This window comes from Actinomyces howellii (assembly GCF_900637165.1).
Classification (GTDB): domain Bacteria; phylum Actinomycetota; class Actinomycetes; order Actinomycetales; family Actinomycetaceae; genus Actinomyces; species Actinomyces howellii.
In genome coordinates, this window is sequence record NZ_LR134350.1 from 1,098,377 (window position 1) to 1,124,332 (window position 25,956).

Below are 25,956 nucleotides of genomic sequence, written 5' to 3' on the forward strand. Positions count from 1 at the left end.
CGGCCCGCCAGGAGGCCACCGGCGCGCCGCGGTCACCCGGAGTCGCGCACGACCAGCCGCATGGGCAGGACCTCGAGACGCGGTGCGCCTCCCTCGAGCAGGTCGAGGGCGAGCTCGACGGCGGTCCGGCCCTCCTGGCGCAGGGGCTGCTCGACGGTGGTCAGGGCGGGGGTGGTCTGCGCCGAGACCGGGTGGTTGTCGAAGCCGATGACGGCCACGTCCCGGGGCACTGACAGGTGGTGGTCCCCCAGGGCCGTCAGGGCCCCCCGGGCGATCCTGTCGGAGCCGGCCAGGACGACGTCGAAGCGAGCGCCCTGGGACAGGGCGCCACGCACCGCGCGCTCTCCGGAGGTCTCGTCCCAGCCCCCGAAGGTCACCACCGGCGTGCTGTCCCCACCGGTCGACCCGGCGCCCAGCACGCTGAGGTAGCCCTCGACCCGCTCGCGGGAGGCGGGGTTGTCGGGGGGCCCGACGACGACGAGGGGGCGGCGGCGCCCCTGCTCGGCCGCCCGCCGGGCAGCCATCGCCGCTCCCAGGACGTCGTCGGAGTAGACGCTCGACATCCCGCGCCGTACGGCGTCCTCGACGCGGCCCGTCAGGACCGTCGGGAGCCCCTGCGCCTCGAGCTGGGGCAGCAGGCCGTCGTCGACGTAGGGGGTGAGGTGGATGACGGCGTCGGCGCCCCTGCGCTCGAGGAAGCGCACGGCCTTGGCGCGCTCGGCCTCGGAGGTGGCCTGAAGCAGCACGGGAACGAGAGGCGTCGGGACGAGGCGGTCGTGGACACCGCGCAGGACGGCCGCGAAGGTGGGGTCGGTGTAGACCTCGTCGAAGGGCTCGGTGATGATGACCCCGACCGCCCCGGCGCGCCCGGTGGCCAGGGACTTGGCCTGCCAGGACTCGACGTACCCGGCGGCGGAGATCGCCTCCTCCACGGCTCGGCGGGTCCCGGGGGCGACCCTCGACGAGCCGTTGAGGACGCGGGAGACCGTCGCCTTGGACACCCCCGCGAGGCGCGCCACGTCCGCGATCGTCGCCCGCCCCCTGTCCCCGGGCTCCGCCTCCTGTGCGCCTGACCGCTGTGACCGCATGACGTGATGGTATGCGACAGCGCTGGGACAACAAGGATGAAACCGGTACCATCGGCCTGTGGGGAGGACCCGGCGCCGCGGCCGGCAGCCGCTCCACCCGGCTGGTCCCGGCCCGGGTCGGGCCCAGTCGGTTCTACCCGGCCCTGCCCGGCCCTGCCTGCCTGACGACATGACGACCGCTTGCCCACCGTGACCACCTTGACCACCTTGACCACCTTGACCACCGTTCTGAGATGACCACACCGACCCCCGCACCACGCTCGACCCGGTCCTGCCCGCTCACCGGACAGGACGAGGACAGGTTCTGGGAGGACCCCTCCCGCAGCGGCCAGGGGCGCCTGCCCGCGCGCGCCTACTTCTTCGGCTACCCCGACGCCGCCAGCGCGGCGTCGATGGACCGACGTCGTTGCCTGGGGCACACCGACCTGTGCGGGTCGTGGTCCTTCCGGCTCTTCACCGGCCCCCTCCACGTCGACCCGTCCACGCACGCCTCCCCCCACCCGGGCTGGGACCAGGTCGAGGTCCCCCACCTGTGGCAGCTCGACGGCTACGGCTCCCCCGCCTACACCGACGAGGGCTACCCCTTCCCCGTCGACCCTCCTCGGGTGCCCTCCGACACCCCGACCGCCGTCTACCAGAAGGTGGTCACCCTCAGCCCGGTCGAGGGCATGCGCACGATCCTGCGCCTCGACGGCGTCGAGAGCCTCGTCGTCGTCCACGTCAACGGCAGGCGCGTCGGATGGTCCAAGGGCTCGAGGCTGGCCGCGGAGTTCGACCTCACGGAGGCTGTCGTCCCCGGGGACAACCTCCTGTCGCTCACGGTCCTGCAGTTCTGCGACGGCACGTACCTCGAGGACCAGGACATGTGGTGGGCCTCGGGCATCTTCCGCGAGGTCTACCTCGTCCACCGGCCCGTGGGCGGACTGGCCGACATGGTGATCACGACCCCGCTGGTCGACGGCGAGCACGTCCTCGAGGTGGACCTCCTCGCGGCCGACCGCCTCCCGTCGCAGGGGGCCGGGGAGGGATCAGGCTGGAAGGTGGACTGGGCGCTCAGCCACGACGGCCGGCCGCTGGCCGGCGGGTCCGCCTCGAGCGCCACATCCCGCCTGCGGATCAGCGAGGTGGTCCTGGGGGCTCCGGTGTGGACGCCGGAGACCCCCGAGCTGTGCCTGCTGCTGCTCACCGTCCGGGACGGCGCCGGCAGCGTCGTCGAGCACGTGCCCCACCGGGTGGGCTTTCGCGACATCACCATCGAGGACGGCCTGCTGCGCCTGGACGGGCGCCCCTTCACCATGCACGGCGTCAACCGCCACGACCACGACGACCGTCGAGGCCGGGCCGTCGGGATCGATCGGGTGCGCCGCGACCTGCTCCTCATGAAGGAGCACAACGTCAACGCGGTGCGCACCGCCCACTACCCCAACGACCCGCGCTTCTACGAGATGTGCGACGAGCTGGGCCTGTTCGTCCTGGCCGAGACCGACCTGGAGACCCACGGCTTCGAGCTGGTCGGGGACATCAACCGGCTGTCCTCGGCACCGCAGTGGCGCCAGGCCTACGTCGACCGCATCGAGCGCCACGTGCGGGCCCAGCGCAACCACCCCAGTGTCGTCATGTGGTCCCTGGGCAACGAGTCCGGCTTCGGGGACAACTTCGTCGCCGCCTACGAGCGTGCCAAGGAGCTCGACCCGACCCGGCCGGTCCACTACGAGGAGGACCGCGACGCCGAGGTCGTCGACGTCGTCTCGACGATGTACAGCCGGGTGTCCCAGATGAACGACTTCGGGGAGCACCCCCACCCCAAGCCGCGCATCCTGTGCGAGTACGCCCACGCGATGGGCAACGGGCCCGGGGGCCTGAGCCAGTACCAGGAGGTCATCGACCGTCACCCCTGCATCCAGGGGCACTTCGTGTGGGAGTGGAGCGACCAGGCCATCCGCACGGTGCTGCCCGACGGCACGACGACCTGGCTCTACGGCGGGGACTTCGGCGACTACCCGAACAACGGCAGCTTCTGCGTCGACGGCCTCGTGCTGCCGTGGCAGGAGCCGAGCCCCGGGCTGATCGAGTACGCCCAGGTCATCGCCCCGGTGGTCATCGAGCCCGACGGGCAGGACGGCAGGGGGCTGCGGGTACGCACCCGCCTCTACTTCACCGACACCTCCGGCTTCAGCCTCGTGGCCGCTCTGCGGGTCAACGGCGAGGTGGTCTGGAGCCGGGCCCAGCCCTGCCCGGTGGTCGGACCCGGCCAGACCGCGCCCCTGAGCATCGACCACCCGCAGGCCCGCGGGGAGTGCTTCCTCGAGGTGAGCGTGCTGCGTGACGCCGCCACCGCCTGGGCGCCTGCGGGCGCCCGGGTCGCCGTCTACCAGTTCCCCCTCCCCCGCCAGGCCCCGGCCCGTGTCGAGCCGGCCCGTCACGGCGCCGGCCGGGCCCAGGAGGGTCGGGCCGAGCCGGTGCGCTGGACCCGCCAGGGTCCCAGCCTCGTCCTGGGCGCCGGTGACGACGAGCTGAGGATCGACGTCCTCGAGGGGCGCCTGACCTCCTGGCGTGCCTCCGGGCGCGAGCTCATCACCGTGCCCCCCGCCGTGAGCCTGTGGAAGCCGGTCATCGACAACCACCGCACCGAGGCCCAGACGCTGTGGCGGCCCCGCTTCCTCGACGACCTGCGCACCTCGACGCGCTCGGTGCGCGCGCGCCGGGACGGGCCCTGCGTCGAGGTCACCGTCGACCAGCGCCTGGCTCCCCCGGCGCTCGACATCGGGATGCGGCTGCGGTGGCGGCTCGTCTACCGCCCCGACGGCGCCCTGAGCGTGCGGGTCGAGGGCCTGCCCGAGGGCGGCTACCGGGGGCTCGTCCCCCGCGTCGGCGTCGAGATGGGCCTGGACCCGGGGCTGAGCGAGGTCGAGTACTACGGGCGGGGACCGGGCGAGAACTACCCGGACTCGTGCGCCGCCTCGCTCATCGGACGGTGGAGCACGACGGTCGAGGACATGTACGTGCCCTACGTGCGCCCCCAGGACTACGGCAACCGGGAGGACGTGCGGTGGCTGGTCCTGCGACGCCGGGGAGGGGCAGGGCTCATGGTCATCGGCGAGGACCCCCTGAGCGTCGCGGCCTGGCCCTTCACGACCGCCGAGCTCGAGGCCGCCGAGCACCTGCACGAGCTGAGGCGCACCGGGAGCACGACGACCGTGCACCTCAACCACAAGGTGCTCGGCCTGGGATCGAGGTCCTGGGGCTCGGAGGTCCTCGAGAGCCACCGGACCCGCTGGGAGTCCTTCTCCTTCGCCTTCCTCCTCGTGCCCCTCGACGAGAGGCAGGACCCGACCGCGCGGTGGCTCCGTGACGCTCCGGTGCCCGCCGGTGCGCACGATTCTCACGCCCCCGCCCGTGGCGCCGACCGGGCCCCGGGGACCGCAGGACGACAGGCAGGAGACGGCTCATGCGACTGGTGACCACCCGTGAGGAGCTCGGCTCCCTCGACGGCGGCGCCCTCAAGTGGCGGCGGTGCCTCGAGGCGATCGAGCGCGCCCCCCGCCTGCCCCGGGACGTGGCGGGCTCGGTGGGCGACTCGGTGACCTTCTGGCGCGAGGCCGGACCGGAGCACGACGAGCCCGGTCTGACGGCCCACCACCGCTACCTCGAGGTCGTCCACGTCCTGAGCGGGCGGCTCCTCGTCGAGCACGCCCCGGTGAGCGTGCTCGAGCAGACCGAGGCCTACCGCGACACCACCGACCGCATGACCCTCGCGGGCCACGGGACGGTCACGGCGCTTGGCGCCGGCCAGACGGTGGTCGTCGGTCGCCACGAGGCGGTGCGCCGGCTGCGCGCCCCGGGATGCGAGGTTGTCACCGCGCACGTGACGGTCGAGGGCGGTGGCAGCCACGATGACCGGTAGCGCCCGCCTCCCCGGGGACTCGACGGCTCCGGCGCCGGTTACCCTGGACGACGTGAGCAATCCCTCATCCGCGCGGATCCTGCGCCAGGACGACCCGGAGCACGCCGAGCTCCTCGCGCAGGGGTGGACCGTGGCAGCCACGTCCTGGGGCGCCAGGCTCGACCTGACCGCCGGCTCCGACCTGTCCGTCTACGACCGGGCCGTGAGCGCCGCCCGCCGGGCCGGCTACGAGGTCCGCGAGGTCAGGGCGCGGGAGACCTCGGCGCTGGTCGACCTCGACGCGCTCGTCGCCCCCGACTTCCCCGACACCCCCGCCTCCCACCACGAGCCCCTGCCCCTCAACCTGGCCGGGCGCATCGCCCGGGGCCAGTGGCGGGCCTTCGGAGCCTGGTGGCAGGGGCGGATCGTGGCCTTCACGATCCTCTACCGCTTCGAGGGCCGCTGGGAGGTCGACCGCACGGCGGTCGAGGCCTCCCACCGACGCCGCGGGCTGGCCTCCGCCGTCAAGTCCGCCTCGATCCTGACGACCTACGCCGAGGGCGCACGACGCTGGGGCACCGGTGGCGCCATGGCCAACGCCGGCTCCCTCGCGGTCAACCGGGGGCTCGGCTTCCTTCTCGAGCCCTCCTGGCACACGCTCCTGCCGCCCGCGGAGACCCGCGGCCCGCCACCGGGGCACCACGCTTCCACCGGCCCCGCCACGCAGGCGTGAGCCCCCTCCACGAGGCAGGGGCTGCGCCGAGGAGCCTGCGCAGCCCCTGTGGTCGCCACCACCCATGACTGCGATCACGCTGTGCGCACCTCGGCTCAGGGACACGGTAGCGTCACGTCCATGACCCAGTCCCTCGTCTATGCAGTCGACACCGGCCTTGGCGCTGCGGTGGCGGCCTGGATCGCTGAGGATCCCGATCCCGTGACCCGCGCCGAGCTGTCCGACCTCCTGACCCGGCACGGCCAGGGCGACCCGGAGGCGACGACCGCCCTGAGCGACGCCTTCACCGGCTCGTTGCAGTTCGGCACCGCGGGGCTGCGGGGCCGGCTGGGCGGCGGCCCCAACCGCATGAACCGGGTCGTCGTCATCCGGGCGGCAGCGGGCCTGTCCGCCTACCTGCGTGACCTCCTCGGCGAGGGCTTCACCGTCGTCATCGGCTACGACGCCCGCCACGGCTCACAGACCTTCGCCCGTGACACCGCCAGCGTCGTCACCGGCGCCGGCGGGACCGCCCTCCTGCTCGACCGGGCCACCCCCACCCCGGTCGTCGCCTTCGCCCTGCGCCACCTGCGCGCCGACGCCGCCGTCATGGTGACCGCCTCGCACAACCCGCCTCAGGACAACGGCTACAAGGTCTACCTCGGTGGACGCGCCGTCACCGACGACGGCCAGGGCGCCCAGATCGTCCCTCCGCACGACGTCGCGATCGCCGGGCGGATCGCCCAGGTCGGGCCGATCGACTCGGTCCCGATGCCCGGCTCGGGGTGGCGGTCCCTGGGCGAGGAGCTCATCGAGGACTACATCGACCGGGCCTCCCACGCCACCGGCCTGCGCGGACCGGCCCCGCTGCGGATCGTCCTGACCGCGATGCACGGGGTCGGAGGCCGCGTGTGCCGCGAGGCCCTGGCCCGGGCTGGCTTCGAGGACGTCGTCGTCGTGCCCGAGCAGTTCGAGCCGGACCCCGACTTCCCCACGGTCGCCTTCCCCAACCCGGAGGAGCCCGGCGCCCTCGCGCTCGCCCTGGCCCTGGCCCGGGAGGCTGAGGCCGATCTCGTCATCGCCAACGACCCGGACGCCGACCGCTGCTCGGTGGCCGTCCCCGACGAGCGCGCGGCAGGGGGCTGGCGCCAGCTGACCGGGGACGAGGTCGGGGCCCTCCTGGGCCAGCAGGCCGCCGAGCTGGCCGCCTTCGCCGGCACCGGGGTGCTGGCCAACTCGGTGGTCTCCTCCCGGCTGCTGCGCCGCATCGCCCAGGCCTACGGGCTCGGGCACCGCACCACCCTGACCGGGTTCAAGTGGATCAGCCGGGTCCCCGACCTCGTCTACGGCTACGAGGAGGCCCTGGGCTACTGCGTCGACCCGGCGGCGGTGCGGGACAAGGACGGTATCTCCGCCTCCGTGCGCCTGGCGGTGCTCGCCTCGGTGCTGCGCCAGCAGGGCCGCAGCGTCACCGACCTGCTCGACCGGCTCGCCCGCGAGCACGGCCTGTACGCGACGAGCCCTCTGAGCGTGCGGGTCGAGGACCTGTCCTTCATCTCCAGCGCCATGAGCCTCCTGCGCACGCCTCAGGGGGCGCCCCGGAGCCTGGGCGGCTCACCGGTGGCCAAGGTCGTCGACATGCTCGACGGCGCACCCGACGGCAACGGCGGCCGCCTGCCCGCCACCGACGGCCTCATCTTCACCACCGAGGCCAATGACCGGGTCGTCATCCGCCCCTCCGGCACCGAGCCGAAGCTCAAGTGCTACTGCGAGGTCGTCGTGCCGGTGGCGGTCGACGAGCCGGTCGACGTGGCCCGCCGGACGGCCTCGCGGCGCCTCGAGGCCATTCACGCCGACCTGCGCAGGCTCCTGGGCATCTGAGCCCCGCCGGGCTCCGGCCCGCCAAGCCGCCGGGCACCGGCCCGCCGGGCTGCTCTGGGACCGTCTCAGTCCTCAAGGCCCTCGAGGATCGCGACGGTCGCCGAGACCCCGAGGCGGCTGGCTCCTGCGTCGACCATCGCCAGGGCGTCGGAGGCGCTGCGGATCCCCCCGGAGGCCTTGACCCCGAGCCGGTCGCCGACGGTGGCGCGCATGAGGCTGACGGCGTGGACCGAGGCTCCTCCCGCAGGGTGGAATCCCGTCGAGGTCTTGACGTATCCGGCGCCGGCGGCCTCGGCGGCGTGGCAGCAGGCGACGATCTCCTCGTCGCTCAGGGCGGCCGACTCGATGATGACCTTGAGCAGGGCGGGCCCGCAGGCCTGGGCGACCGCGCGGATCTCAGCCTCGACGGCCTCGAGGCGCCCGTCCTTGACCAGCCCGAGGTTGACGACCATGTCGACCTCGTCAGCCCCTGCGGCCACGGCGCCGGCCGCCTCGGCGGCCTTGACGGCGGCGCTGTGGGCTCCGGAGGGGAAGCCGCACACGGTGGCCACGGCCAGCCCGCCGGGAACGGCGCAGGGCAGCATGGACGGGGACACGCACACGGAGAACACACCGAGCTCGGCGCCCTGGGCCACGAGCTGCGCGACCTGGTGGGAGGTCGCCTCGGGCTTGAGCAGCGTGTGGTCGATGATCGCGGCGATCTCGGCGCGGGTGGTCATCGGGCGTCCTCTCGTGGGGCTGGACCCGGCGCTGGGCGCCGGAGGCGGGCACCGGCCCAGGTTACGCGTCGTCGACCGGGCACGGCGCGATGAGGGCGAGCACCCGGGGCCAGGACCCCAGCTCCCGGGGCCCTGTTCCCCGCCGGTCCCGCAGGGCCAGCAGGTCCAGGACGCGGACCGTCCCGGATCCGGGCTCGTAGACGTGCGCCCGGCCCGCGCCCGGGTCCCGTGAGCCGATCAGCGTCCAGGGCACGGCCAGCACGTAGTGGCGCGGGACCGCCGGGGCGAGGGCCAGGGCGCGGCGCGCCGCTGAGCCCGCCCGGTCCCCTCCCCGAGGCAGGAGGGGGCCGCCGGTGAGCAGGATGACGGGCAGCCCCTGGCTCAGGTGGGCGCGCACCCGCTCGACAGCACGCTGCCACCGCTGGCCCTCGTCGCGCACCGGGCGCAGCTCGTAGACGGTCCCCGCCTGCTGCCAGGCCCGTGTCATGGCCGCCGCCACCGACCACGGCGCCGAGCCCAGTCGTCCCGGCCAGGGCAGCGCTCCCAGGCCGTCGCGGTTCATCCGGGTCTTGAGGGCCCGCTGGAGGCGGGCGAGCCCAGCGGCCAGGTCCCGTGCCGGCAGCGCCCCTGGACCGGGGCTCGGGGTCGGAAGGACGGGGCCCAGCCCGCGCAGGAGGCGTGCAGCCAGCACGGATGCGGCCCCACAGGTCGTGGCGTCGCACTGGGTGAGGGTGAGCGTGGCCCCGCTCGCCGACCCCACCCGCAGGCGGGAGCCGTGGACCGTGGCACGCACCGGCCCAGGACCGGGTCCCTCCGTGTGGCTCACCCTCCCAGCCTAGATGAGCACGCTCCTGGGCGCCCGGGCTCAGACGAGCCGGTCGAGGACGACGCCGGCCTCCCGGCGGGTCACGGCCGCACGGGCCTGCGGCGAGCCGGGGTCGCTCACGGTGATCGCCCCCTCGAGGGCCTGGCGGGCGCGCTCGAAGCGCTCGGGGGTGGCCGTGTGCAAGGTGAGGAGCGGCTGCCCCGCACGCACGGTGTCGCCGGGCTTGGCGTGCATCTCCACCCCGGCCACGGCCTGGACCTCGTCCTCCTTGCGGGCCCGACCGGCCCCGAGGCGCCAGGCGGCGACCCCGACGGCCCGGGCGTCGAGGGTGGTCAGGACGCCGTCGCCGACGGCGGTGAGGGTCTCGGTCTCGGGCGCCACCGGCAGGGGGGCGTCCGGGTCGCCTCCCTGGGCGCGCAGCATGGCCCGCCACACGTCCATGGCGCGGCCGTCCGCCAGGGCGGCCTGCAGCTCAGGGGCGTCGACCGGCCGTCCGGCGGCGTCGAGCATCTCCGCGGCCAGGGCGACGGTCAGCTCGACGACGTCGCGGGGCCCGGCCCCCGAGAGCACCTCGAGGCTCTCGCGCACCTCGAGGGCGTTTCCCGCCGTGCGGCCCAGCGGCGTGGACATGTCGGTGAGCAGCGCCCGGGTCCTCACCCCGGCGTCGGTGCCCAGGTCCACCATCGTGCGGGCCAGGGTGCGGGCCTGGTCGAGGTCGGTCATGAAGGCCCCCGAGCCCACCTTGACGTCGAGGACGAGCGCCCCGGTGCCCTCTGCGATCTTCTTGCTCATGATCGACGAGGCGATCAGCGGCACGCACGAGACGGTGGCGGTCGTGTCGCGCAGCGCGTAGAGCTTCTTGTCCGCCGGGGCCAGGCCCGCCCCCGCGGCGCAGATGACGGCGCCCGGCCCCTGGGGGCCCAGTGCGGCCATGAGCTCCTCGGAGCTCATCTGCGCCCGCCACCCGGGCACGGACTCGAGCTTGTCGAGGGTGCCTCCGGTGTGCCCCAGTCCCCGCCCGGACAGCTGGGGGACGGCCACCCCGAAGGAGGCGACGAGAGGCGCCAGCGGCAGGGTGATCTTGTCCCCGACCCCGCCGGTCGAGTGCTTGTCGGCCGTGGGGCGTCCCAGTGCCGAGAAGTCCATCCTCTCCCCCGAGCGGATCATCGCGTCGGTCCAGCGGGCCGTCTCGGCCCGATCCATGCCGTTGAGGTAGATGGCCATGGCCAGGGCGCTCATCTGCTCCTCGGCGACGACGCCGCGGGTGTAGGCGTCCACGACCCAGTCGATCTGCTCCTCGGACAGCCGGAGCCTGTCGCGCTTGGCGGCGATGACCTCGACGGCGTCGAAGGGCTCGACGGGACTGCTCGGTGTCATGATGCGTCGGCTCCTGGGGATGTCGGTCCTGTCGGTCCTGGGACTGGTCGGGCCGCCGGGTCGCCCAGGACGGCGTCGAGGTCGGCCTCGGTGAACCGGTCGGGCAGCACCTGGTCGATGCTCGCCCGGCCGCTGGGCATGGCCAGCACCATGGCGGGGTGGGCGTGCTCGCTCAGCAGCTGGCGGCAGCGCCCGCAGGGTGCGCAGGCCGCCCCCCGTGCGTCGACGCACACGAAGGCCACGAGGCGCCCTCCTCCGGTGCGCACGAGCTCGGAGACGAGCCCGCACTCGGCACACAGGGTCACCCCGTACCCCGCGTTCTCGACGTTGCACCCCGACACGAGGCGCCCGTCCTCGACGAGGGCGGCGGCCCCGACGGGGAAGTGGGAGTAGGGCACGTAGGCCCGGCCCATCGCCTCCACGGCCAGCTCGCGGAGGCGATGCCACACGGACTCGTCGATCCGCGGGGGGCGCGGCCCCGGTGTCGTCGGCGTGCTCACGGGTAGGGCACGCCCTCTGCGGCCGGGGCCTGGACCCTGCCGACGAAGCCTGCCACGGCCAGGACCGTGACGAGGTAGGGGATCATGAGGATGAGGTTGGCCGGGATCGGCGATCCGATCACCGCCAGCGTCTGCCCGATCGAGGTCGCGAAGCCGAAGAGCAGCGCCGCGTACGGGGTCCCCAGGGGCCTCCAGGCGCCCAGGATCATGGCGGCCAGGGCGATGTACCCGTTGCCCGCTGACATGTCCTTGGTGAAGGCCAGGCCGGAGCCCACGGTGAAGAACGCGCCGCCCAGGCCGGCCAGCGCGCCGCCGAGCACGAGGTTGTTGAGGCGGGTGCGCATGACGTTGATGCCCACGGTGTCAGCGGCCTTGGGGTGCTCGCCGCAGGCTCGCATCCTCAGCCCCCAGCGGGAGCGGAAGAGCATGAAGGACAGGACCGCCACCGCCAGGTACATGAGGTAGATGAGGATCGTCTGGCGGAAGAGGACCGGGCCGATGAGGGGGATCTCCGACAGCAGGGGGACCGCGAGGACGGGCAGGCGCGTGGCGGAGTTGAGGCGGTCGGAGTCGTCGGACAGGACCGTGGAGAACAGGAAGCTCGTCACCCCCAGGACGAGCACGTTGAGCACGACGCCGACGACGATCTGGTTGACCCGGTACCTCAGGCCGAACAGGCCCAGGAGGAGGGCGACCATGACGCCGGCCAGGGGCGCGGCGACCATGCCGAGCCACGGGTGGGTCGTCACCGAGCCGACGACGGCGCCCAGGAAGGCTCCCGCGAGGAGCTGTCCCTCGATGGCGATGTTGATCGTGCCGCTGCGCTCACCGACGACCCCTGCCAGCCCGCCGAAGACGAGCGGGACGGACAGGGCCAGGGTCGAGCTGAGGATGGTGACCAGCGGCATGACCGAGGTGCGGCCGGCACCGGCCCACGTGAGGAAGGCCAGGACGAAGACCGCGCCGACGGCGGGCCCCACCCAGGTGGGGACCGGCCGGCGCGCACGGGCGCGGCTGAAGGCCACGACCGTGAGCCCCACTGCCGCGAGGCCCAGGACGAGCAGGGTCGGGCGGGCAGGAAGGACGGGGTTGGTGACCTGGAGGACGTCGGCGGAGGTTGAGATCCTGAAGATCGTCTCGCCGTGAGCGGTGGCCGCCATGACGAGGGTGAGGAGCGTGGCCAGAAGGCTCGCCACCGGGACCTTGAGCCTCATCGGCTCGCGCCGGAGGGCGGCCTCGACGGAGGGGGCGGGGCTGAGGGGCTGCGTGGCTGCGGTCATGTCTCAGGCCTCCTGTGCGACGGTGGTCGAGGTCGAGCGGCCGGGCCTCCACGAGCCGGGAGCGGGCAGGCGGTAGATGGCCCGGACCAGCGGCGGGGCCGCGATGAACAGCACGATGGTCGACTGGAGGACGAGGACGATGTCGATGGGTGTGCCCGTGGCCGCCTGCATCGTCTTGCCCCCCGCGCTCAGGGCGCCGAAGAGGAGGCCTGCCATGACGGTTCCCAGGGGCGTCGAGCGCCCCAGGAGCGCCACCGTAAGCGCGTCGAAGCCGATGGCACCGGCCACCGATCCGGTGAGCATGTGCTCGGTGCCCAGGGCCGGGGCGGTGGCCGCCATGCCGCACAGGGCGCCGGACAGGACCATGACGAGGGCGGTCACGCGCGGCACGTTGATCCCGGCGGTCCGGGCGGCGTCGGGGTTGAGGCCGGCGGCCCGGAACTGGAAGCCGAACTGGCTGCGCTCAAGGATCCACCACACGAGCACCCCCGCGGCCAGGGCGAGGATGAAGCCCAGGTGGAGGCGGAAGCCCGATCCGAGCAGGAGGGGGTAGCGGGCGGTCTCGGCCGCGGGCAGCGACTGGGGGTTGGCGTTGCCCGCGCCGATGAAGGTCTCGGTGGTCAGCGCGTGCGCGAGAAGGTAGCCGGCCACCGAGTTGAGCATGATCGTCGTGATGACCTCGCTGGCCCCTGTCGTGGAACGCAGGACACCGACGATCGCGGCCCAGGCGGCCCCACCGAGGATCGAGGCGAGGATCGCGACGAGAAGGTGGAGGCCCGCGGGCAGCTGCCAGGCGAAGGCGACGTAGGTCCCCGCCATGGCGCCCACGATGATCTGGCCCTGGCCGCCGATGTTGAACAGGCCGGCGCGGAAGGCCAGCGCCATCCCCAGCCCGGCGAGGATGAGCGGGGTCGCGACGGTGAGGGTCTCGGTGATGGGGCGCACCATGCGGGTCGGCGTGGCGGCCTCCCAGTTGAACAGCGAGCCTCGCAGCAGCGCCGAGTACGCCTCCGTCAGGGAGGTGGCGACGGCGGACAGGAAGTCCGAGGGACGGGCCAGGAAGTAGCCGGCGGTCGTGCGCACGTCGTCGTCGGCGACGAGCACGAGCACCGAGCCCAGGACGAGTGCGGTGACGACCGCCAGGACGCCCATGAGCACCGAGGACTCCGCGATCTGACGCAGGACCGAGGGGCCCGCGGCCTCGGCGCTGGAGGACGAGGGACTCCTCGCCTCGTCCTGGGTGCTCCTCGCCTGTCCCGCAGGGCTGGTCGGCTCGCTCATCGGTCCTCCTCGGGGGTGCTCGCCCCGGCCTGCGCCGGTGCGTCGTGGTCGGTGCGCGCCAGCGCCTCGTCGAGGGTCGCGCCGGCCATCATGAGCCCCAGGACGTCGCGCGGGGTGGCGGGGTCGACGACTCCGACGACCCGCCCGCGGTACATGACCGCGATGCGGTCGGCCAGGGAGTAGACCTCATCGAGCTCGGAGGAGATGATGAGCACGGCGGCGCCGGCGTCCCGCTCCTGGACGAGGCGCTTGTGGACGAACTCGATGGAGCCGACGTCCAGGCCGCGCGTGGGCTGGGAGGCGACGAGGGCCTTGAGGGGCCGGGACAGCTCCCGGGCCAGGATCGCCTTCTGCTGGTTGCCGCCCGACAGGGTCGAGATCGGGTCGGACACGTCGGTGACGCGCACGTCGAACTCCTCGCGCAGCCGCTCGGCGTTGGCCCGCACCCTCGCCGGGCTGAGCGCGGGCCCCCGGCCGAAGACCGGGTCGTCGTAGCGGTCGAGGATCATGTTCTCCGCGATGGACAGGCCTGCCACGAGACCATCGGTCGAGCGGTCCTCCGGCACGAAGCCCAGGCCCGCGCCGAGGCGCTCGTGGACGCTCATGCGCGTGATGTCGGTCTCACCGAGGCTGACGGTGCCGGTCAGCGGCGCCGTCAGGCCCAGGACGACCTCGCCGAGCTCGGTCTGACCGTTGCCCTGGACCCCCGCGACGCCCAGGATCTCGCCGACGCGGACCTCGAGGGTGACGTCGTCCAGGAGGGGCACGCCGTCGTCGATGACGCTCACCCCGCGCAGGGCCAGACCGACCGGTCCGGGACTGGCCTCCTCCTTGTCCACCCGTAGGGAGACCTCGTGGCCCACCATGAGCCCGGCCAGCTCGGAGGCCGAGGCGGTCGGCTCGGCCGTGCCCACGACCCTGCCGCGGCGGATGACGGTGATCGTGTCGGCGACCTCCCGGATCTCGCGCAGCTTGTGGGTGATGAAGACGATCGAGGTGCCCGCGGCCTTGAGATCGCGCATGATGGCCATGAGCTCGTCGGTCTCCTGAGGGGTCAGCACCGCGGTGGGCTCGTCGAGGATGAGGACCTTGGCCTCGCGCGACAGGGCCTTGATGATCTCGACGCGCTGCTGGGCCCCCACGGGCAGGTCCCTGATGTAGGCCCGCGGGTCGAGGTCGAAGCCGAAGCGGTCGGAGATCTCCTTGACCTTGGCCGCCGCCGCCCTGGCGTCGATGACCCCTGCCGGGCCGACCGGCTCGTACCCCAGGGCCACCGACTCGGCGACGGTGAACACCGGGATGAGCATGAAGTGCTGGTGGACCATCCCGATGCCCGCGGCCACGGCGTCGCCCGGACCACGGAAGGTGACGGGGGTACCGTCGATGAGGATCTCACCCTCGTCGGGGTCGTACAGTCCGTACAGGACGTTCATGAGGGTCGACTTGCCCGCGCCGTTCTCGCCCAGCAGGGCGTGGATCTGGCCGGGCTCGACGGTGATGTCGATGCGGTCGTTGGCCACGAGAGGCCCGAAGGTCTTCGTGATCCCACGGAGCTCAAGCAACACGGGCGGCTCGCTTCCTGGGGTGGACGGTGGTGTGCGCAGGACCGGGCCCGCCGCGCCCGCGCCGCCACCGGGGTGGGCAACGACGGCGCGGGCGCGGGCGGCCTGGTCCCGGGATCAGGACGGGTCGTAGGGCGTGGTGATCGTGAGCGAGCCGTCGATGATCTGCTGCTCGAGCTCCTTGACCTTGGTCTGGACCTCTGCGGGGACCTTGGACTCCCAGTCGTGGTAGGGGGCGATGGACACGCCCTTGTTCGCCACGGTGCCGATGTAGGGCTCGGAGGAGAAGCCGTCGCCGGAGACGGCCTCCTCGATCGTGTCGTAGACGGCGGCGCCGATCTCCTTGACCACGGAGGTCATGATGTAGGAGCCGCCCTCGGTCGACAGGTAGCCGTCGGCGTCCACCCAGATGATGCCCAGGTTACCGCCGGCGGCCTGGACCGCCGAGATCGTCCCGGCACCGGCGTTGCCGGCCACCGGCAGGATGATGTCGGCGCCCTGGGACAGGAAGCTCTCGGTCAGCTGCTGGGCCTTGGCGGTGTTGGTGAAGTCGCCGACGAAGGTGCCGGAATCCGGGTGGTTCGGGTCCCATCCCTGGACCGTGACCGAGGTGCCGTTGTCCTCGTTGTACCGGGTCACGCCCTGGTGGAAGCCCTCCATGAAGATCTGGACGGTGGGGATGGGCACTCCCCCGTAGGTAGCCACGGAGCCGGACTCGGTCGTGCCGGCCGCCGCGTAGCCAGCAAGGAAGGCGGCCTCGGCGGTGTTGAAGATGAGGGGCTTGGCGTTGTCCATCTCCGAGCCGAAGGTCGAGTCGATGAGGGCGAAGTCGACGTCCGGGTTGGCCTCGGCGGCGGCAGTGAGCGGGTCGGCGAGCTTGAAGCCCACGCCGATGATCATGTTGCAGTTCTGGTCGAGCAGGGAGTCGATGTTGGTCGTGTAGTCGGCGTTGACCTTCGACTCCACCGTGATGGTCTTGATGCCCAGCTCGGACTCGGCGCGGTCCAGGCCCTCCTTGCCCGACTGGTTGAAGGACTGGTCCTTGAAACCGCCCTCGTCAGAGACCATGCAGGCGATGTAGTCCGAGGAGGCGCCGGAGTCCGACGCGGAGTCGCTCGGTGCCGCGCCGCAGGCTGCCAGGGACAGGGCGGCGGCCGTGCCGAGCGCCAGGGCGGAGTATGTCTTCTTCACAGCGGGTTCTCCATATGGGATGCGTACGGGTTGGGTCGCTCGGCGCGACGGTGCGCCGACGTACTGGACCAGGATAGACTCTCCGCGGCCCTGTACGCCCCACAGGCCCTAGAGCAGGTCCTCCCGCCCGAGCCCGCTCATCGAGTCGACGACCTCCTTGACGCCCTGGGCGCGCTCCGGTGTCGTGACGAGCAGGGCGTCGGGGGTGTCGACGACGACGAGTCCCGGCACCCCCAGGAGCACGACCGCACGGCCACCGCTCGTGGCGACGAGCGCCCCCTGGGAGTCGAGGGCGGCGACGAGGGCCTTCTGCCCGCGCCCCGCCGGGTCGTCGAGCACCGCCGTGCCCTCGGCGGGCCCCTGGGCGCTCGGGGCGACCAGGGCGGTCAGGGCGTCGAAGCCGCCGACGTCGTCCCAGCCCATCGAGGCCGGGACGGTGGCCACTCCCCCGGCGGCGGCCACCGGCTCGGCGACGGCGTGGTCGATGGAGATCCGCTCCAGCCCGGGCCACACGGCGTCGAGCACGGCCTGACGCTCCGCGGTGTCCCAGGCCCGGGCGATCTGCTCGACCCCCTCGGCGAGCGCCGGGCGCTGGCGGGCGAGGTGGTCGAGGAGCACGCCCGCGCGCGCGACGAACATCCCCGCGTTCCAGCGGTAGTCGCCGGTGGCCAGGTAGCGGGCGGCCGTGGCGGCGTCGGGCTTCTCGGTGAAGCCGAGCACGGTGCGTCCGTCCGGGGCCCCGGGCACCTGCGTGGGCGGACCGGCGTGGATGTAGCCGAAGGCCGTCGACGGGCCGGTGGCCTCGATCCCGATGGTCACGAGCCATCCGGCCTCGGCCAGGGCGGCGGCCTGGCGGACGGCCTGGACGAAGGCTCCCTCGTCGGCGATCGTCTGGTCGGCCGCGAAGGAGCCGACCACGGCGTCACGGCCGTGCCTGACCGCGATGAGGGCGGCGGCCAGGCCGATGGCGGCCATGGAGTCCCGCGGTGAGGGCTCGGCCACGACGTGGTCGGCGGGCAGCCCGGGCAGCTGGGCGCGCACGGCGTCGACGTGCGCGACGCCGGTGACCACGGTCGTCGAGGCCGCCACGGGGGCGAGGCGCTCGACGGTGCCCTGGATCAGGGTGCGGCCCGCACCGGTGAGGTCGAGGAGGAACTTGGGGCGGCGGCGTCGGCTCAGGGGCCACAGCCTCGTGCCCGCACCTCCGGCGGGGATGATGGCGTGGACGGGGCGGTCAGGGCTCTGGGCCTCGGGGGTCTCGCTCACGGCCCCAGGCTAGATGATCGAGCGCGAGGGCCCGTCGGCCACCACCGACCAGGTCAGGGTCTCGGGCACCGAGACGGTCACGTAGTTGGGGCGTTCCCGGTCGTGGGACTCCTCAGGGCCGTGAGCCTCCTCAGGGGCTGGCGGGTTGGCGATCCACGCCGCCACGAGCAGGACGATCCGGCTGGCCAGGTGGAGCCAGACGATGAGCACGGCCACGGTCGTGGCCGAGGCCAGGAGCGGGTTGTCAGCCGTCGAGGCCACAACCCCGGTGCCGAGCTGCCTCATGACGCCGAAGGCGGTGGCCGCCAGGAGGCAGCCGAGCCCGAGGTCCCGCCACGGCGGCCGCACGCCGCTGACCGAGATGAGCAGTGCGAGCACAGCGCCGTCAATGACCGCCGAGGCACCGACCGCCAGGACGCGCGCGCCCCCTCCGGCCAGCCAGCCGGGCACCCAGGTCAGCTCGCCGGCCAGCGCGGAGGCGGCGGCCGTGACGAGGGAGGCCAGCGCCGTGAGCAGGACCCCGAGGACGACGATGACCAGGCCCAGGGCGTTCCACAGCTGGGCGGCCACCGGCTTGCGCGCGGGCACGAGCATCCCGAACATCGAGCGCAGCGCCCGGGTCAGCGCGCCCATGAACCCCGTGGCGGTGTAGAGCAGCACGAGTCCGCCCACGACGCTGCCGAGGTTGAGCGCCGAGGACACCGTCAGCTCGTCGAGGGTGAGCAGGCCCGTGCCCGAGCCGTCGTCGACGACGCCGGGCAGCATCGAGTCGAGGGTCTCCAGGACGGCGCTGCGCAGGCCGTCGTGGCTGGGCAGCAGGGCCATGAGGCTCGAGATCGCCACCGCCAGCGCGGCGAAGGCCGAGAACAGGGCGGTGTAGGCGATTCCCCCAGCGAGCAGGGCACCGTTGGCCGTGGAGTAGCGGCTCAGCGCGCGGCCGACGCGGGAGGCACGCCCCTGCGCGCTCAGCGCACGGAGCCGGTCGACCAGCCTCCTCAGCACAGGGACGCCCCCTCCAGGGCCCCCAGGCTCGGTGCGGCCAGGGGCTGCCAGACCTCGCCCTCCAGGAGGTGGAGGTGGATCCGCTCGACGGTGAACACGGCGTCGATGGCCCGCCCCGCCGCCTGGGCGGCGTCGAGCGCCTTGTCGTCGTCGAGGTGGGCGAGGGTGACGTGGGCGTGGAAGGGGAAGCGCAGCGGGCCGGCCAGGGGCCCCTCGGCGCGGCGCAGCTCACGCTGGAGCGCGTCGACCTGCGCCGCACCGGTCGCCAGGGCGAGGTAGGCCACGGGGCTGACGGGTCGGAAGGTGCGTGAGCCGGTGGCCCTGACCTCGAAGGGGCTGGTCCCGCGGGCCACGCGGCCCACGTGCTCGATGACCTCCTCGATCCTCGCGCGCGGCACCGCTGTGGGCGGCAGGAGGGTGATGTGCGGGGGCACCGTCCCGGCCAGGGGGTCGCCGGCCTCGAGGCGCACACGGCGCACCTGCTCGGCCCACGGCTCGGGCACGGCGATGGTGAGCCCGAGGACGCGCTCGGAGTCGGAGGTCGTGGGAAGGTCCATGAGGTCCTTCGGGGTCTCGTGCACGGCGCCGCGGGGACACCGGCCAGGTTGGGGCGGGTCGACGGGGTGCGCCCGGCGCCCGAGGGCCGGCGCGCACCGCCGACATCGACGGGGGCGCACCACGGCTCGGCGCCGTGGCACCAGCGCGACACTATCGCAGATGCCGGGCACCGTGCTCGAGGGACCAGATACCGCCGATGTTCGAACATGAGCGACCATGTGCGAGCTTGTGTGCTTCTCGTGTCGGTCTGGCACAATACGCGCATGGCCTCACGTCCCTCCCGCCCCTCTTCCCCGGCGCCTCCCGCCGGAGGGGAGGCGCCGACCCCCCTGCTGGCGCGACAGCGCCAGGAGTTCATCCTCGAGCGTGTGGCCACCTCCGGCGGGGTGCGGGTCACCGACGTCGTCGAGGCCCTCGAGGTCTCGGAGATGACCGTGCGCCGCGACATCACCGAGCTGGTCAACCAGGGTCTGGTCGAACGCGTCCACGGAGGGGCGGTCGCACCCGGCCCCACGGGACACGAGCCGCGGTTCACGACGAAGTCGGGGCTTCGCACCGAGGCCAAGCAGCGCATCGGCGCCGCGGCGGCCGCCCTCGTCCGCCCGGGGGACGCGGTGGCCCTGTCCGGAGGGACGACGACACTGGCCGTGGCCCGCGCCCTGGCCCAGCTCCCGCACCTGGGCACCCTGACGATCATCACCAACTCCCTGCCGGCCGCCCAGCTCCTCTTCGACGCCGCCGACGCAGCCCGTGCCGAGGGACTGAGCGCACCGGCGGTGCTGCTCACCGGTGGCGAGCTCACCCCCTCCAACGCCCTCGTCGGGCCCGTGGCCGTCGACGCCCTGGCAGGCATGCAGGTGGAGTGGACCTTCATCGGCGCCCACGGACTGACCCTCGAGGCCGGCCTCATGACCCCCAACCTCACGGAGGCCACGACCAACGAGGCGCTCATCGCCGCCGCGCGCACGACCGTGGCGGTCGTGGACTCCTCGAAGTGGGGCGTGCTGGGCCTGCGCACCTTCTGCGCCACCTCGGGGATCGGGGTCCTCGTCACCGACTCCCCGCCCCAGGAGGATGCCCGCAACCACCTCGAGGCCGCGGGAGCCTCCGTCATCGTGGCCCAGTAGCCACCCGCCCGGGCGCCCCGGCCCGGGCCAACCCCGACCAGCGCACAGGAGAGCAACAGTGTCCGCCAGCCAGTCCAGCCAGTCCAGCCAGTTCGCGAAGCAGCCCGTCGCACCCGTCTTCACCCCGGCCCTCAGCCCCGCCGAGGGCTCCCGGGCCGCAGCCACCCTGTTCCGTGAGGTCTTCGCCGCTGAGCCCGACGGGGTGTGGTACGCCCCGGGCAGGGTCAACATCATCGGCGAGCACACCGACTACAACGGTGGGCTCGCGCTGCCGATCGCCCTGCCCCACCGCGCCCACCTCGCGCTGCGGCGCCGCGAGGACCGCACGGTTCGCCTCGTGTCCAGCCGGGACCCGGGCGCGGTGGAGGTCCTCGACCTCGACGCCGTCGGCCCGGTGGGCACGCCCGGAGAGGTCAGCGGCTGGGCGGCCTACGTCGTCGGGGTCGCCTGGGCCCTCGAGCACGACGGCGCCGGCACGGTGCCCGGCTTCGACGCGGCCCTCGTGTCCTGCGTGCCCCTGGGAGGCGGGCTGTCGTCCTCCGCGGCGCTCGAGGCCTCGACCGCCGTGGCCCTCGACGAGGTCGGCGCCCTGGGCCTGGCGGGCACCGTCGAGGAGCCCGACGACGCCGGACGCGCACGACTGGTCACCTCCTGCGTGCGCGCCGAGAACGAGGTGGCCGGCGCACCCACCGGCGGGATGGACCAGTCGGCCTCGCTGCGCTGCCGAGCGGGCCACGCCCTCGAGCTGGACTGCCGCGACGGGTCGGTGCGCCACGTCCCCTTCGACCTGGCCTCCCAGGGCCTGTCCCTGCTCGTCATCGACACGAGGGCCGAGCACTCCCTGACCGACGGCCAGTACGGGGCGCGCCGCGCCTCCTGCGAGAAGGCCGCACGGATCCTGGGCGTCGACCTCCTGGCCGACCTCGACCCCTCCGACCTGGCGACCGCCCTGGCCCGGCTCGCCGACAGCGCCGAGCCCGACGCCGTCGAGCTCGTCAAGCGGACTCGGCACGTCGTCACCGAGATCGAGCGCACACGCGCCCTGACCCGGATCCTGACCTCCGGGCAGCCGCTGACCGGGGAGGTCCTCGAGCGGGTCGGAGGGCTGCTGGACGCCTCGCACGAGTCGCTGCGGGTCGACTACGAGTGCACCGGAGTCGAGCTGGACACCGCGGTCGAGGCGGCACGCGCCGCCGGTGCGCACGGCGCGCGGATGACGGGCGGCGGGTTCGGCGGATCGGCCATCGCCCTGGTCGACTCCCAGGACGTCGAGGCCGTGGCCGAGGCGGTCGTCGCGGCCTACGACCGCACGGGCCTGCGGGCACCCGCCTTCCTCGACGCGACGCCCTCCGCCCCCGCCGGACGCCTGGGATGAGCCGGCATGAGCCGGCATGAGCCGGCCTGATCCTGCCCGGGCACAGCGGCCTCAGGCCGGTGAGCACGACGGCCGCTGCCCGCCGCCAGGCCCCACCGCCCACGGATCTCCTCCTCCCGGAGGATCCGGCCACGTGAGGCCGAACTTAGAATCTGTCGTGGAGGCCCGGCAGGAGCCGTGCCCCACGTCCTCACCCTCCTAGTCCACGTCCCGTGAAGGCAGGCCATGAAGCGCTACATCCTTCCGTCGATCCGGATCATGCTCGCGGCGGTCATCGCGGTCGCCCTGACCAAGATCGCCTTCTTCCCAGATACAGAAGGCACGACCGCGAGCATCTCCCCCGGTTACGAGGTCGTCGCCCAGACGACGACCGCCCAGGTCATGGACGTGACGAACACGGTCGACGTGACCGGCCAGGTCGTCCAGGACAAGGCGGTCGAGGCGCAGGCGACGCTGTCGGGGGTCGTCGACTCCCTCGCGGTGGACAAGGGCGTCACGGTCAACCAGGGCGAGCCCCTGCTCCACATCAAGCGCACCGTACCCCAGGCCCCGACCACAACCACCGACGAAGAGGGCAACCCGGTGACGACCGCGGTCCCCGACGTCGTCACGTGGTCGACGGTCTACGCACCCGCCACCGGCGTCGTGTCCTTCAACGTCATCAAGGACCAGGAGACGAGTGTCGGCATGGTCGTGGCCACGGTCTCCCCCGGCACCTACTCGGCGGTGGGGACCATCTCCCCGTCCCTCCAGTACCGGCTGACCAACGCCCCCGCCACGGCCACGATCACCCTGGAGGGCGGACCCGCCCCCTTCGAGTGCTCCGGCCTCCAGATCGGCACGAAGGAGACGACCTCGACGACGACCTCGGCCACAGGTGCCACGACGACGACCACCGGCGACGGCACAAGCGTCGAGGTGCGCTGCGCGGTGCCCCCGGAGCAGCAGGTCTTCCCCGGGCTCAAGGCCACGATCGGCATCGACGCCGGGTCGGCGCCCGGAGCGCTCGTCGTCCCGGTCTCCGCCGTCGAGGGATCGACGACCACCGGCAACGTCTGGGTGGTGACCGACCCGGACAAGCCCGACGAGGCCGAGAAGCGGCAGGTGACCCTCGGGATCACCGACGGAAAGGTCGTTCAGGTCACCGAGGGCCTGGCCGAGGGCGAGAAGGTCCTCCTGTTCGTCCCGAACAAGGACGTCCTGCGCACCGGCAAGCCCAACACCTGCGACCCCGACGGGTCGGTGTGCTACGACGAGAACGGCAAGGAGATCCTGTGAGCCCCGCCGCGCCGCTGCTCGAGCTGCGGGGCGTCACGAGAACCTTCCTCGTCCCCGACGCCGCTCCGCTGGAGATCCTCACCGGGGTCGACCTCACCGTCGAGCCCGGGGAGCACGTGGCCATCGTGGGCCGATCCGGCACGGGCAAGTCGACGCTGCTCAACATCCTGGGCCTCATCGACCTGCCGACCTCCGGAAGCTACCACCTCGAGGGCACCGACACGGTGGGGCTGGGCGAAGGGCGCCGTGCTCGCCTGCGCGGGCGGTCCTTCAGCTTCGTCTTCCAGTCCTTCAACCTCATCACCGGCCTGTCGACGACGGAGAACGTCGCCGCCCCGCTGCTCTACGACACCGGTGCGGCATTCTGGCGGCGCGCCTCCCGGGCCGAGGAGCTGCTCGAGGCGGTGGGCCTTGCCGACAAGATCGGGATGCCCATCGGCAGGCTCTCCGGAGGTGAGCAGCAGCGGGTAGCGATCGCCCGGGCGATCGCCCGCCACCCGCGGGTCATCCTGGCCGACGAGCCCACCGGCGCCCTCGACGTCGACACCGGGGTCACGGTCATGACCCTGCTCGAGGAGCAGTGCCGGCGCACCGGAGCAGCACTGGTCATCATCACCCACGACCTTGCCGTGGCCGCGCGGGCGGGCACGTGCTACCGGCTCGACCACGGCAGGCTGGCCCGGCTCGAGCCCGAGCAGCCGGCCGGGCCCCGGGCCCTGGCCGCGCACGGCGCTCCTGCCGGCCGGAACGAGGGAGGGCGGTCATGAGCGTCCTGGCTCGGGGCACTGGGCCCCTGACCGGATTCGTCGGGGCCCTCGTCGAGGCCTGGGCCCAGCTGCGCATCGGACGCATGCGGGTCCTGCTGTCCCTCATCGGCGTCGCCGTGGCCGTCGCCGCCATGACCTTCACGATCGCCCTCGGGCAGGTCTCGGTGTCGGCCATCAACGCGGAGATGGAGATGTACTCCGGCCGCCCCGGGACGGTCAAGGTCTCGGTGACACCCACCGGTCGCGGTCTGAGCCAGGCTGCCGCCGACGCGGTCAAGGGCGCCGGCGCGACGTCGACCGACGCCTCCGCCAACGCCTCCGCCAACGCCTCTGCCAACGCCTCCGCCAACGCCGCCGCCGACGCCGCTGCCGCCCAGGGCGATTCCGCCACACAGGCGACTCCGTCCCAGACCTCAGCGAGGATCTCGGGGGCGATGACTGCATTCGTCGAGCGCTACGGGGTCCGCTCCTGGGCGACGAGCTACGAGACCCAGATGCGCTTCGCCTTCCCCGACGGGCCCCACACGGTCCAGACCAACGTCGTCTCCCTGGGCTACGGCCTGCTCCACCGCACGCCCGTGGCCCAGGGCCGCTGGTTCTCCGGGCAGGACGAGGACGACCTGTCCCCGTCCCTCGTCGTGTCCCACGGGTTCCTCGAGGCGCTGGGCCTGAGCACCCTGACCGGGCCGGTCAGGGTCACCTCCTACACCCCCACCACGGTGAGCTACACGATCGTCGGGGTTCTCGAGCCCGAGGACCTGAGCCACTGCTCGGCCCAGGGCGCCGACGGGGAGGCGGTCGACTGCAAGCAGCCGATCACGGCCATCGCGCTCAACAAGCCCGTCGAGCGGTGGTGGCCCGCCGGGACCTCGCAACCGGCACCCACCCTGGAGATCTGGGCTGGCCGGCAGGGCGTGACCGAGATGACCGCGCTGCTCAAACAGGACCTCAACGCCGAGTTCGGGCAGGGATCGGCCCAGGTCTCCGACAACAAGGCCAGCGACGGAGGAATGACCGCAGGGACCTTCACGAAGGTGGTGACCGGGGCCGGCCTGTTCATCATGGTGCTCGGGGCGCTCGGGCTGGTCAACATCTCGATGGTCACCGTGCGCCAACGCATCCACGAGATCGGCGTGCGACGCTCCTTCGGGGCCACGAGCAGGCGGATCTTCTTCTCGATCATGCTCGAGTCGGTCGTGGCCACCGTCGTGGCCGGCCTCGTCGGCATCGGGATCGCGATCGTCGCCATGCGAGTAGTCCCCCTCGAGCCCCTGCTCGCCGTCCCGGTGCGCACGGTCCCGCCCTTCCCGATGTCGGCCGCCCTCATCGGGCTCCTGGCCGCCACCGGGGTGGGGGCCCTGGCCGGCATTGTCCCTGCCGTCGTGGCGGTGCGGATCAGGCCCATCGACGCCATCCGCTACTGAGGCCGGCCCGGGGCGATCAGCCCATGCGGTAGTCGACGACGAGCGGGGCGTGGTCGGACCAGCGCGAGGCGTAGTCGGCGGCCCTGGCCACCGACACCTCCTCGGCCCGCGCCGCCAGCCCCGGGGTGGCGACCTGGTAGTCGATGCGCCATCCGGCGTCGTTGTCGAAGGCCTTGCCCCGCTGGGACCACCACGTGTACGGCCCCTGCGCCTCGGGACCGACGAGATGACGCGAGACGTCGACCCAGCCCGAGTCGAACCACGTCTCGAGGTGGGCGATCTCCTCGTCCATGACACCGGCGATCTTGTTGTGGTTGGGCCGCCAGTTCTTGATATCGCGCTCGGAGCGCACGACGTTGAGGTCACCTGCCATGAGCGCCTGGCGGCCTGCTGAGCCGGCGGCCTCGAGCAGCTGGGCGAGACGGGCGCCGACGAGATCGAGGTGGGCGTACTTCTGGTCCATCTTCTCGGTCCCGAGCTGGCCGGAGTGGAGGTAGGCGGAGACCACGGTCAGCTCCTCGACAGAGCCGTCGGCGCCCTGGACGCTCAGGTCGGCCTCGAGCCAGCGCCCGGAGTCGACGTCGGGCTCGGGCTGCCCGGGTGCGGCCACGCCGTGCCGCACCGCGGTGATCGACACCGCCCCGCCCTCGGGGACGGCCACGGCGACCCCGGCACGCCCCTTGATGCGGCAGGGCCACACGACGGTGCTGTAGCCGGGCAGGAGGTCGGCGGCGATGGACTCCTCGGCGCGAACCTCCTGGAGGAGCAGGACGTCGGGCTCGGCCTGGGCGATCCACTTCCCCATTCCCTTGCGGGCGGCGGCGCGGATGCCGTTGACGTTGACGGTGGCGATGCGCAT

General features: G+C 73.1%; 22 protein-coding genes. 9 read left to right on the forward strand and 13 right to left on the reverse strand.

Going from position 1 to position 25,956, the window contains the following annotated elements; genetic code table 11:
* Positions 1 to 32: 32 nt before the first annotated feature.
* On the reverse strand, positions 33 to 1,088 hold the full coding sequence (locus EL245_RS04610) for a LacI family DNA-binding transcriptional regulator (protein WP_161512770.1): 1,056 nt from the start codon (positions 1,086 to 1,088) through the stop codon (positions 33 to 35).
* 233 nt (positions 1,089 to 1,321) lie between these two features.
* Here EL245_RS04610 and EL245_RS04615 point away from each other — a divergent pair, with 233 nt between their 5' ends.
* From EL245_RS04615 to EL245_RS04630, 4 genes are all read left to right on the forward strand, one after another.
* Positions 1,322 to 4,549, forward strand: a complete 3,228-nt coding sequence (locus tag EL245_RS04615; RefSeq protein WP_126382094.1) for a glycoside hydrolase family 2 TIM barrel-domain containing protein — start codon at positions 1,322 to 1,324, stop codon at positions 4,547 to 4,549.
* Complete coding sequence (locus EL245_RS04620; RefSeq protein ID WP_126382096.1) at positions 4,537 to 4,992, forward strand: hypothetical protein; 456 nt, start codon at positions 4,537 to 4,539, stop codon at positions 4,990 to 4,992. Before EL245_RS04615 ends, EL245_RS04620 begins: the two co-directional genes overlap by 13 nt.
* A gap of 52 nt (positions 4,993 to 5,044) precedes the next feature.
* Positions 5,045 to 5,704: a GNAT family N-acetyltransferase gene (locus EL245_RS04625; RefSeq protein ID WP_126382098.1), complete on the forward strand. Its 660-nt coding sequence runs from the start codon at positions 5,045 to 5,047 to the stop codon at positions 5,702 to 5,704.
* A gap of 120 nt (positions 5,705 to 5,824) precedes the next feature.
* The gene (locus EL245_RS04630) at positions 5,825 to 7,564 is read left to right on the forward strand and encodes a phospho-sugar mutase (protein WP_126382100.1); all 1,740 of its coding nucleotides are present in this window, start codon (positions 5,825 to 5,827) and stop codon (positions 7,562 to 7,564) included.
* Between the two features lie 65 nt (positions 7,565 to 7,629).
* Here EL245_RS04630 and deoC read toward each other — a convergent pair whose 3' ends face one another.
* The 11 genes from deoC to EL245_RS04685 form a co-directional block, all read right to left on the reverse strand.
* Positions 7,630 to 8,283: a deoxyribose-phosphate aldolase gene (gene deoC, locus EL245_RS04635; RefSeq protein WP_126382101.1), complete on the reverse strand. Its 654-nt coding sequence runs from the start codon at positions 8,281 to 8,283 to the stop codon at positions 7,630 to 7,632.
* A 61-nt stretch (positions 8,284 to 8,344) separates the two neighbouring features.
* Positions 8,345 to 9,109, reverse strand: a complete 765-nt coding sequence (locus tag EL245_RS04640; protein WP_232009871.1) for a hypothetical protein — start codon at positions 9,107 to 9,109, stop codon at positions 8,345 to 8,347.
* Between the two features lie 39 nt (positions 9,110 to 9,148).
* Positions 9,149 to 10,486, reverse strand: coding sequence for a thymidine phosphorylase (locus EL245_RS04645; protein ID WP_197719445.1), 1,338 nt, complete (start codon positions 10,484 to 10,486; stop codon positions 9,149 to 9,151).
* Entirely contained in the window at positions 10,483 to 10,935 is a 453-nt protein-coding gene (locus tag EL245_RS04650; protein WP_269471402.1) for a cytidine deaminase, read from the reverse strand. The genes EL245_RS04645 and EL245_RS04650 overlap by 4 nt, the downstream gene beginning before the upstream one ends.
* Positions 10,936 to 10,982: 47 nt before the next feature.
* Positions 10,983 to 12,266 carry an ABC transporter permease gene (locus tag EL245_RS04655; protein WP_232009872.1) on the reverse strand — a complete coding sequence of 428 codons (1,284 nt, stop codon included), beginning with the start codon at positions 12,264 to 12,266 and terminating at the stop codon, positions 10,983 to 10,985.
* Between the two features lie 3 nt (positions 12,267 to 12,269).
* Positions 12,270 to 13,547: an ABC transporter permease gene (locus EL245_RS04660; protein ID WP_126382103.1), complete on the reverse strand. Its 1,278-nt coding sequence runs from the start codon at positions 13,545 to 13,547 to the stop codon at positions 12,270 to 12,272.
* Positions 13,544 to 15,112, reverse strand: coding sequence for an ABC transporter ATP-binding protein (locus EL245_RS04665; protein ID WP_126382104.1), 1,569 nt, complete (start codon positions 15,110 to 15,112; stop codon positions 13,544 to 13,546). The genes EL245_RS04660 and EL245_RS04665 overlap by 4 nt, the downstream gene beginning before the upstream one ends.
* A gap of 114 nt (positions 15,113 to 15,226) precedes the next feature.
* Positions 15,227 to 16,300 carry a BMP family lipoprotein gene (locus tag EL245_RS04670; protein ID WP_126382106.1) on the reverse strand — a complete coding sequence of 358 codons (1,074 nt, stop codon included), beginning with the start codon at positions 16,298 to 16,300 and terminating at the stop codon, positions 15,227 to 15,229.
* Between the two features lie 108 nt (positions 16,301 to 16,408).
* Positions 16,409 to 17,566, reverse strand: a complete 1,158-nt coding sequence (locus EL245_RS04675) for a mannose-1-phosphate guanylyltransferase (protein ID WP_126382107.1) — start codon at positions 17,564 to 17,566, stop codon at positions 16,409 to 16,411.
* Positions 17,567 to 17,575: 9 nt separating this feature from the next.
* Positions 17,576 to 18,568 carry a YihY/virulence factor BrkB family protein gene (locus tag EL245_RS04680; protein ID WP_161512771.1) on the reverse strand — a complete coding sequence of 331 codons (993 nt, stop codon included), beginning with the start codon at positions 18,566 to 18,568 and terminating at the stop codon, positions 17,576 to 17,578.
* A complete protein-coding gene (locus tag EL245_RS04685) occupies positions 18,562 to 19,149 on the reverse strand; it encodes a 2'-5' RNA ligase family protein (protein ID WP_232009873.1) in 588 nt (195 codons plus the stop codon). The genes EL245_RS04680 and EL245_RS04685 overlap by 7 nt, the downstream gene beginning before the upstream one ends.
* Positions 19,150 to 19,455: 306 nt before the next feature.
* On the opposite strand from EL245_RS04685, the gene EL245_RS04690 reads away from it, so the two are divergent.
* The 5 genes from EL245_RS04690 to EL245_RS04710 all read left to right on the forward strand — a co-directional run bounded on the left by EL245_RS04690 (position 19,456) and on the right by EL245_RS04710 (position 25,097).
* On the forward strand, positions 19,456 to 20,253 hold the full coding sequence (locus EL245_RS04690; protein ID WP_126384052.1) for a DeoR/GlpR family DNA-binding transcription regulator: 798 nt from the start codon (positions 19,456 to 19,458) through the stop codon (positions 20,251 to 20,253).
* Positions 20,254 to 20,311: 58 nt separating this feature from the next.
* Entirely contained in the window at positions 20,312 to 21,628 is a 1,317-nt protein-coding gene (galK, locus tag EL245_RS04695; protein WP_232009875.1) for a galactokinase, read from the forward strand.
* Positions 21,629 to 21,853: 225 nt separating this feature from the next.
* A complete protein-coding gene (locus EL245_RS04700; protein ID WP_126382114.1) occupies positions 21,854 to 22,906 on the forward strand; it encodes an efflux RND transporter periplasmic adaptor subunit in 1,053 nt (350 codons plus the stop codon).
* On the forward strand, positions 22,903 to 23,673 hold the full coding sequence (locus EL245_RS04705) for an ABC transporter ATP-binding protein (protein WP_126382116.1): 771 nt from the start codon (positions 22,903 to 22,905) through the stop codon (positions 23,671 to 23,673). The genes EL245_RS04700 and EL245_RS04705 overlap by 4 nt, the downstream gene beginning before the upstream one ends.
* A complete protein-coding gene (locus EL245_RS04710; protein WP_126382118.1) occupies positions 23,670 to 25,097 on the forward strand; it encodes an ABC transporter permease in 1,428 nt (475 codons plus the stop codon). Before EL245_RS04705 ends, EL245_RS04710 begins: the two co-directional genes overlap by 4 nt.
* A gap of 16 nt (positions 25,098 to 25,113) precedes the next feature.
* Here the strand turns inward: EL245_RS04710 and EL245_RS04715 are convergent, their stop codons facing one another.
* Positions 25,114 to 25,956, reverse strand: coding sequence for an exodeoxyribonuclease III (locus tag EL245_RS04715; RefSeq protein WP_126382120.1), 843 nt, complete (start codon positions 25,954 to 25,956; stop codon positions 25,114 to 25,116).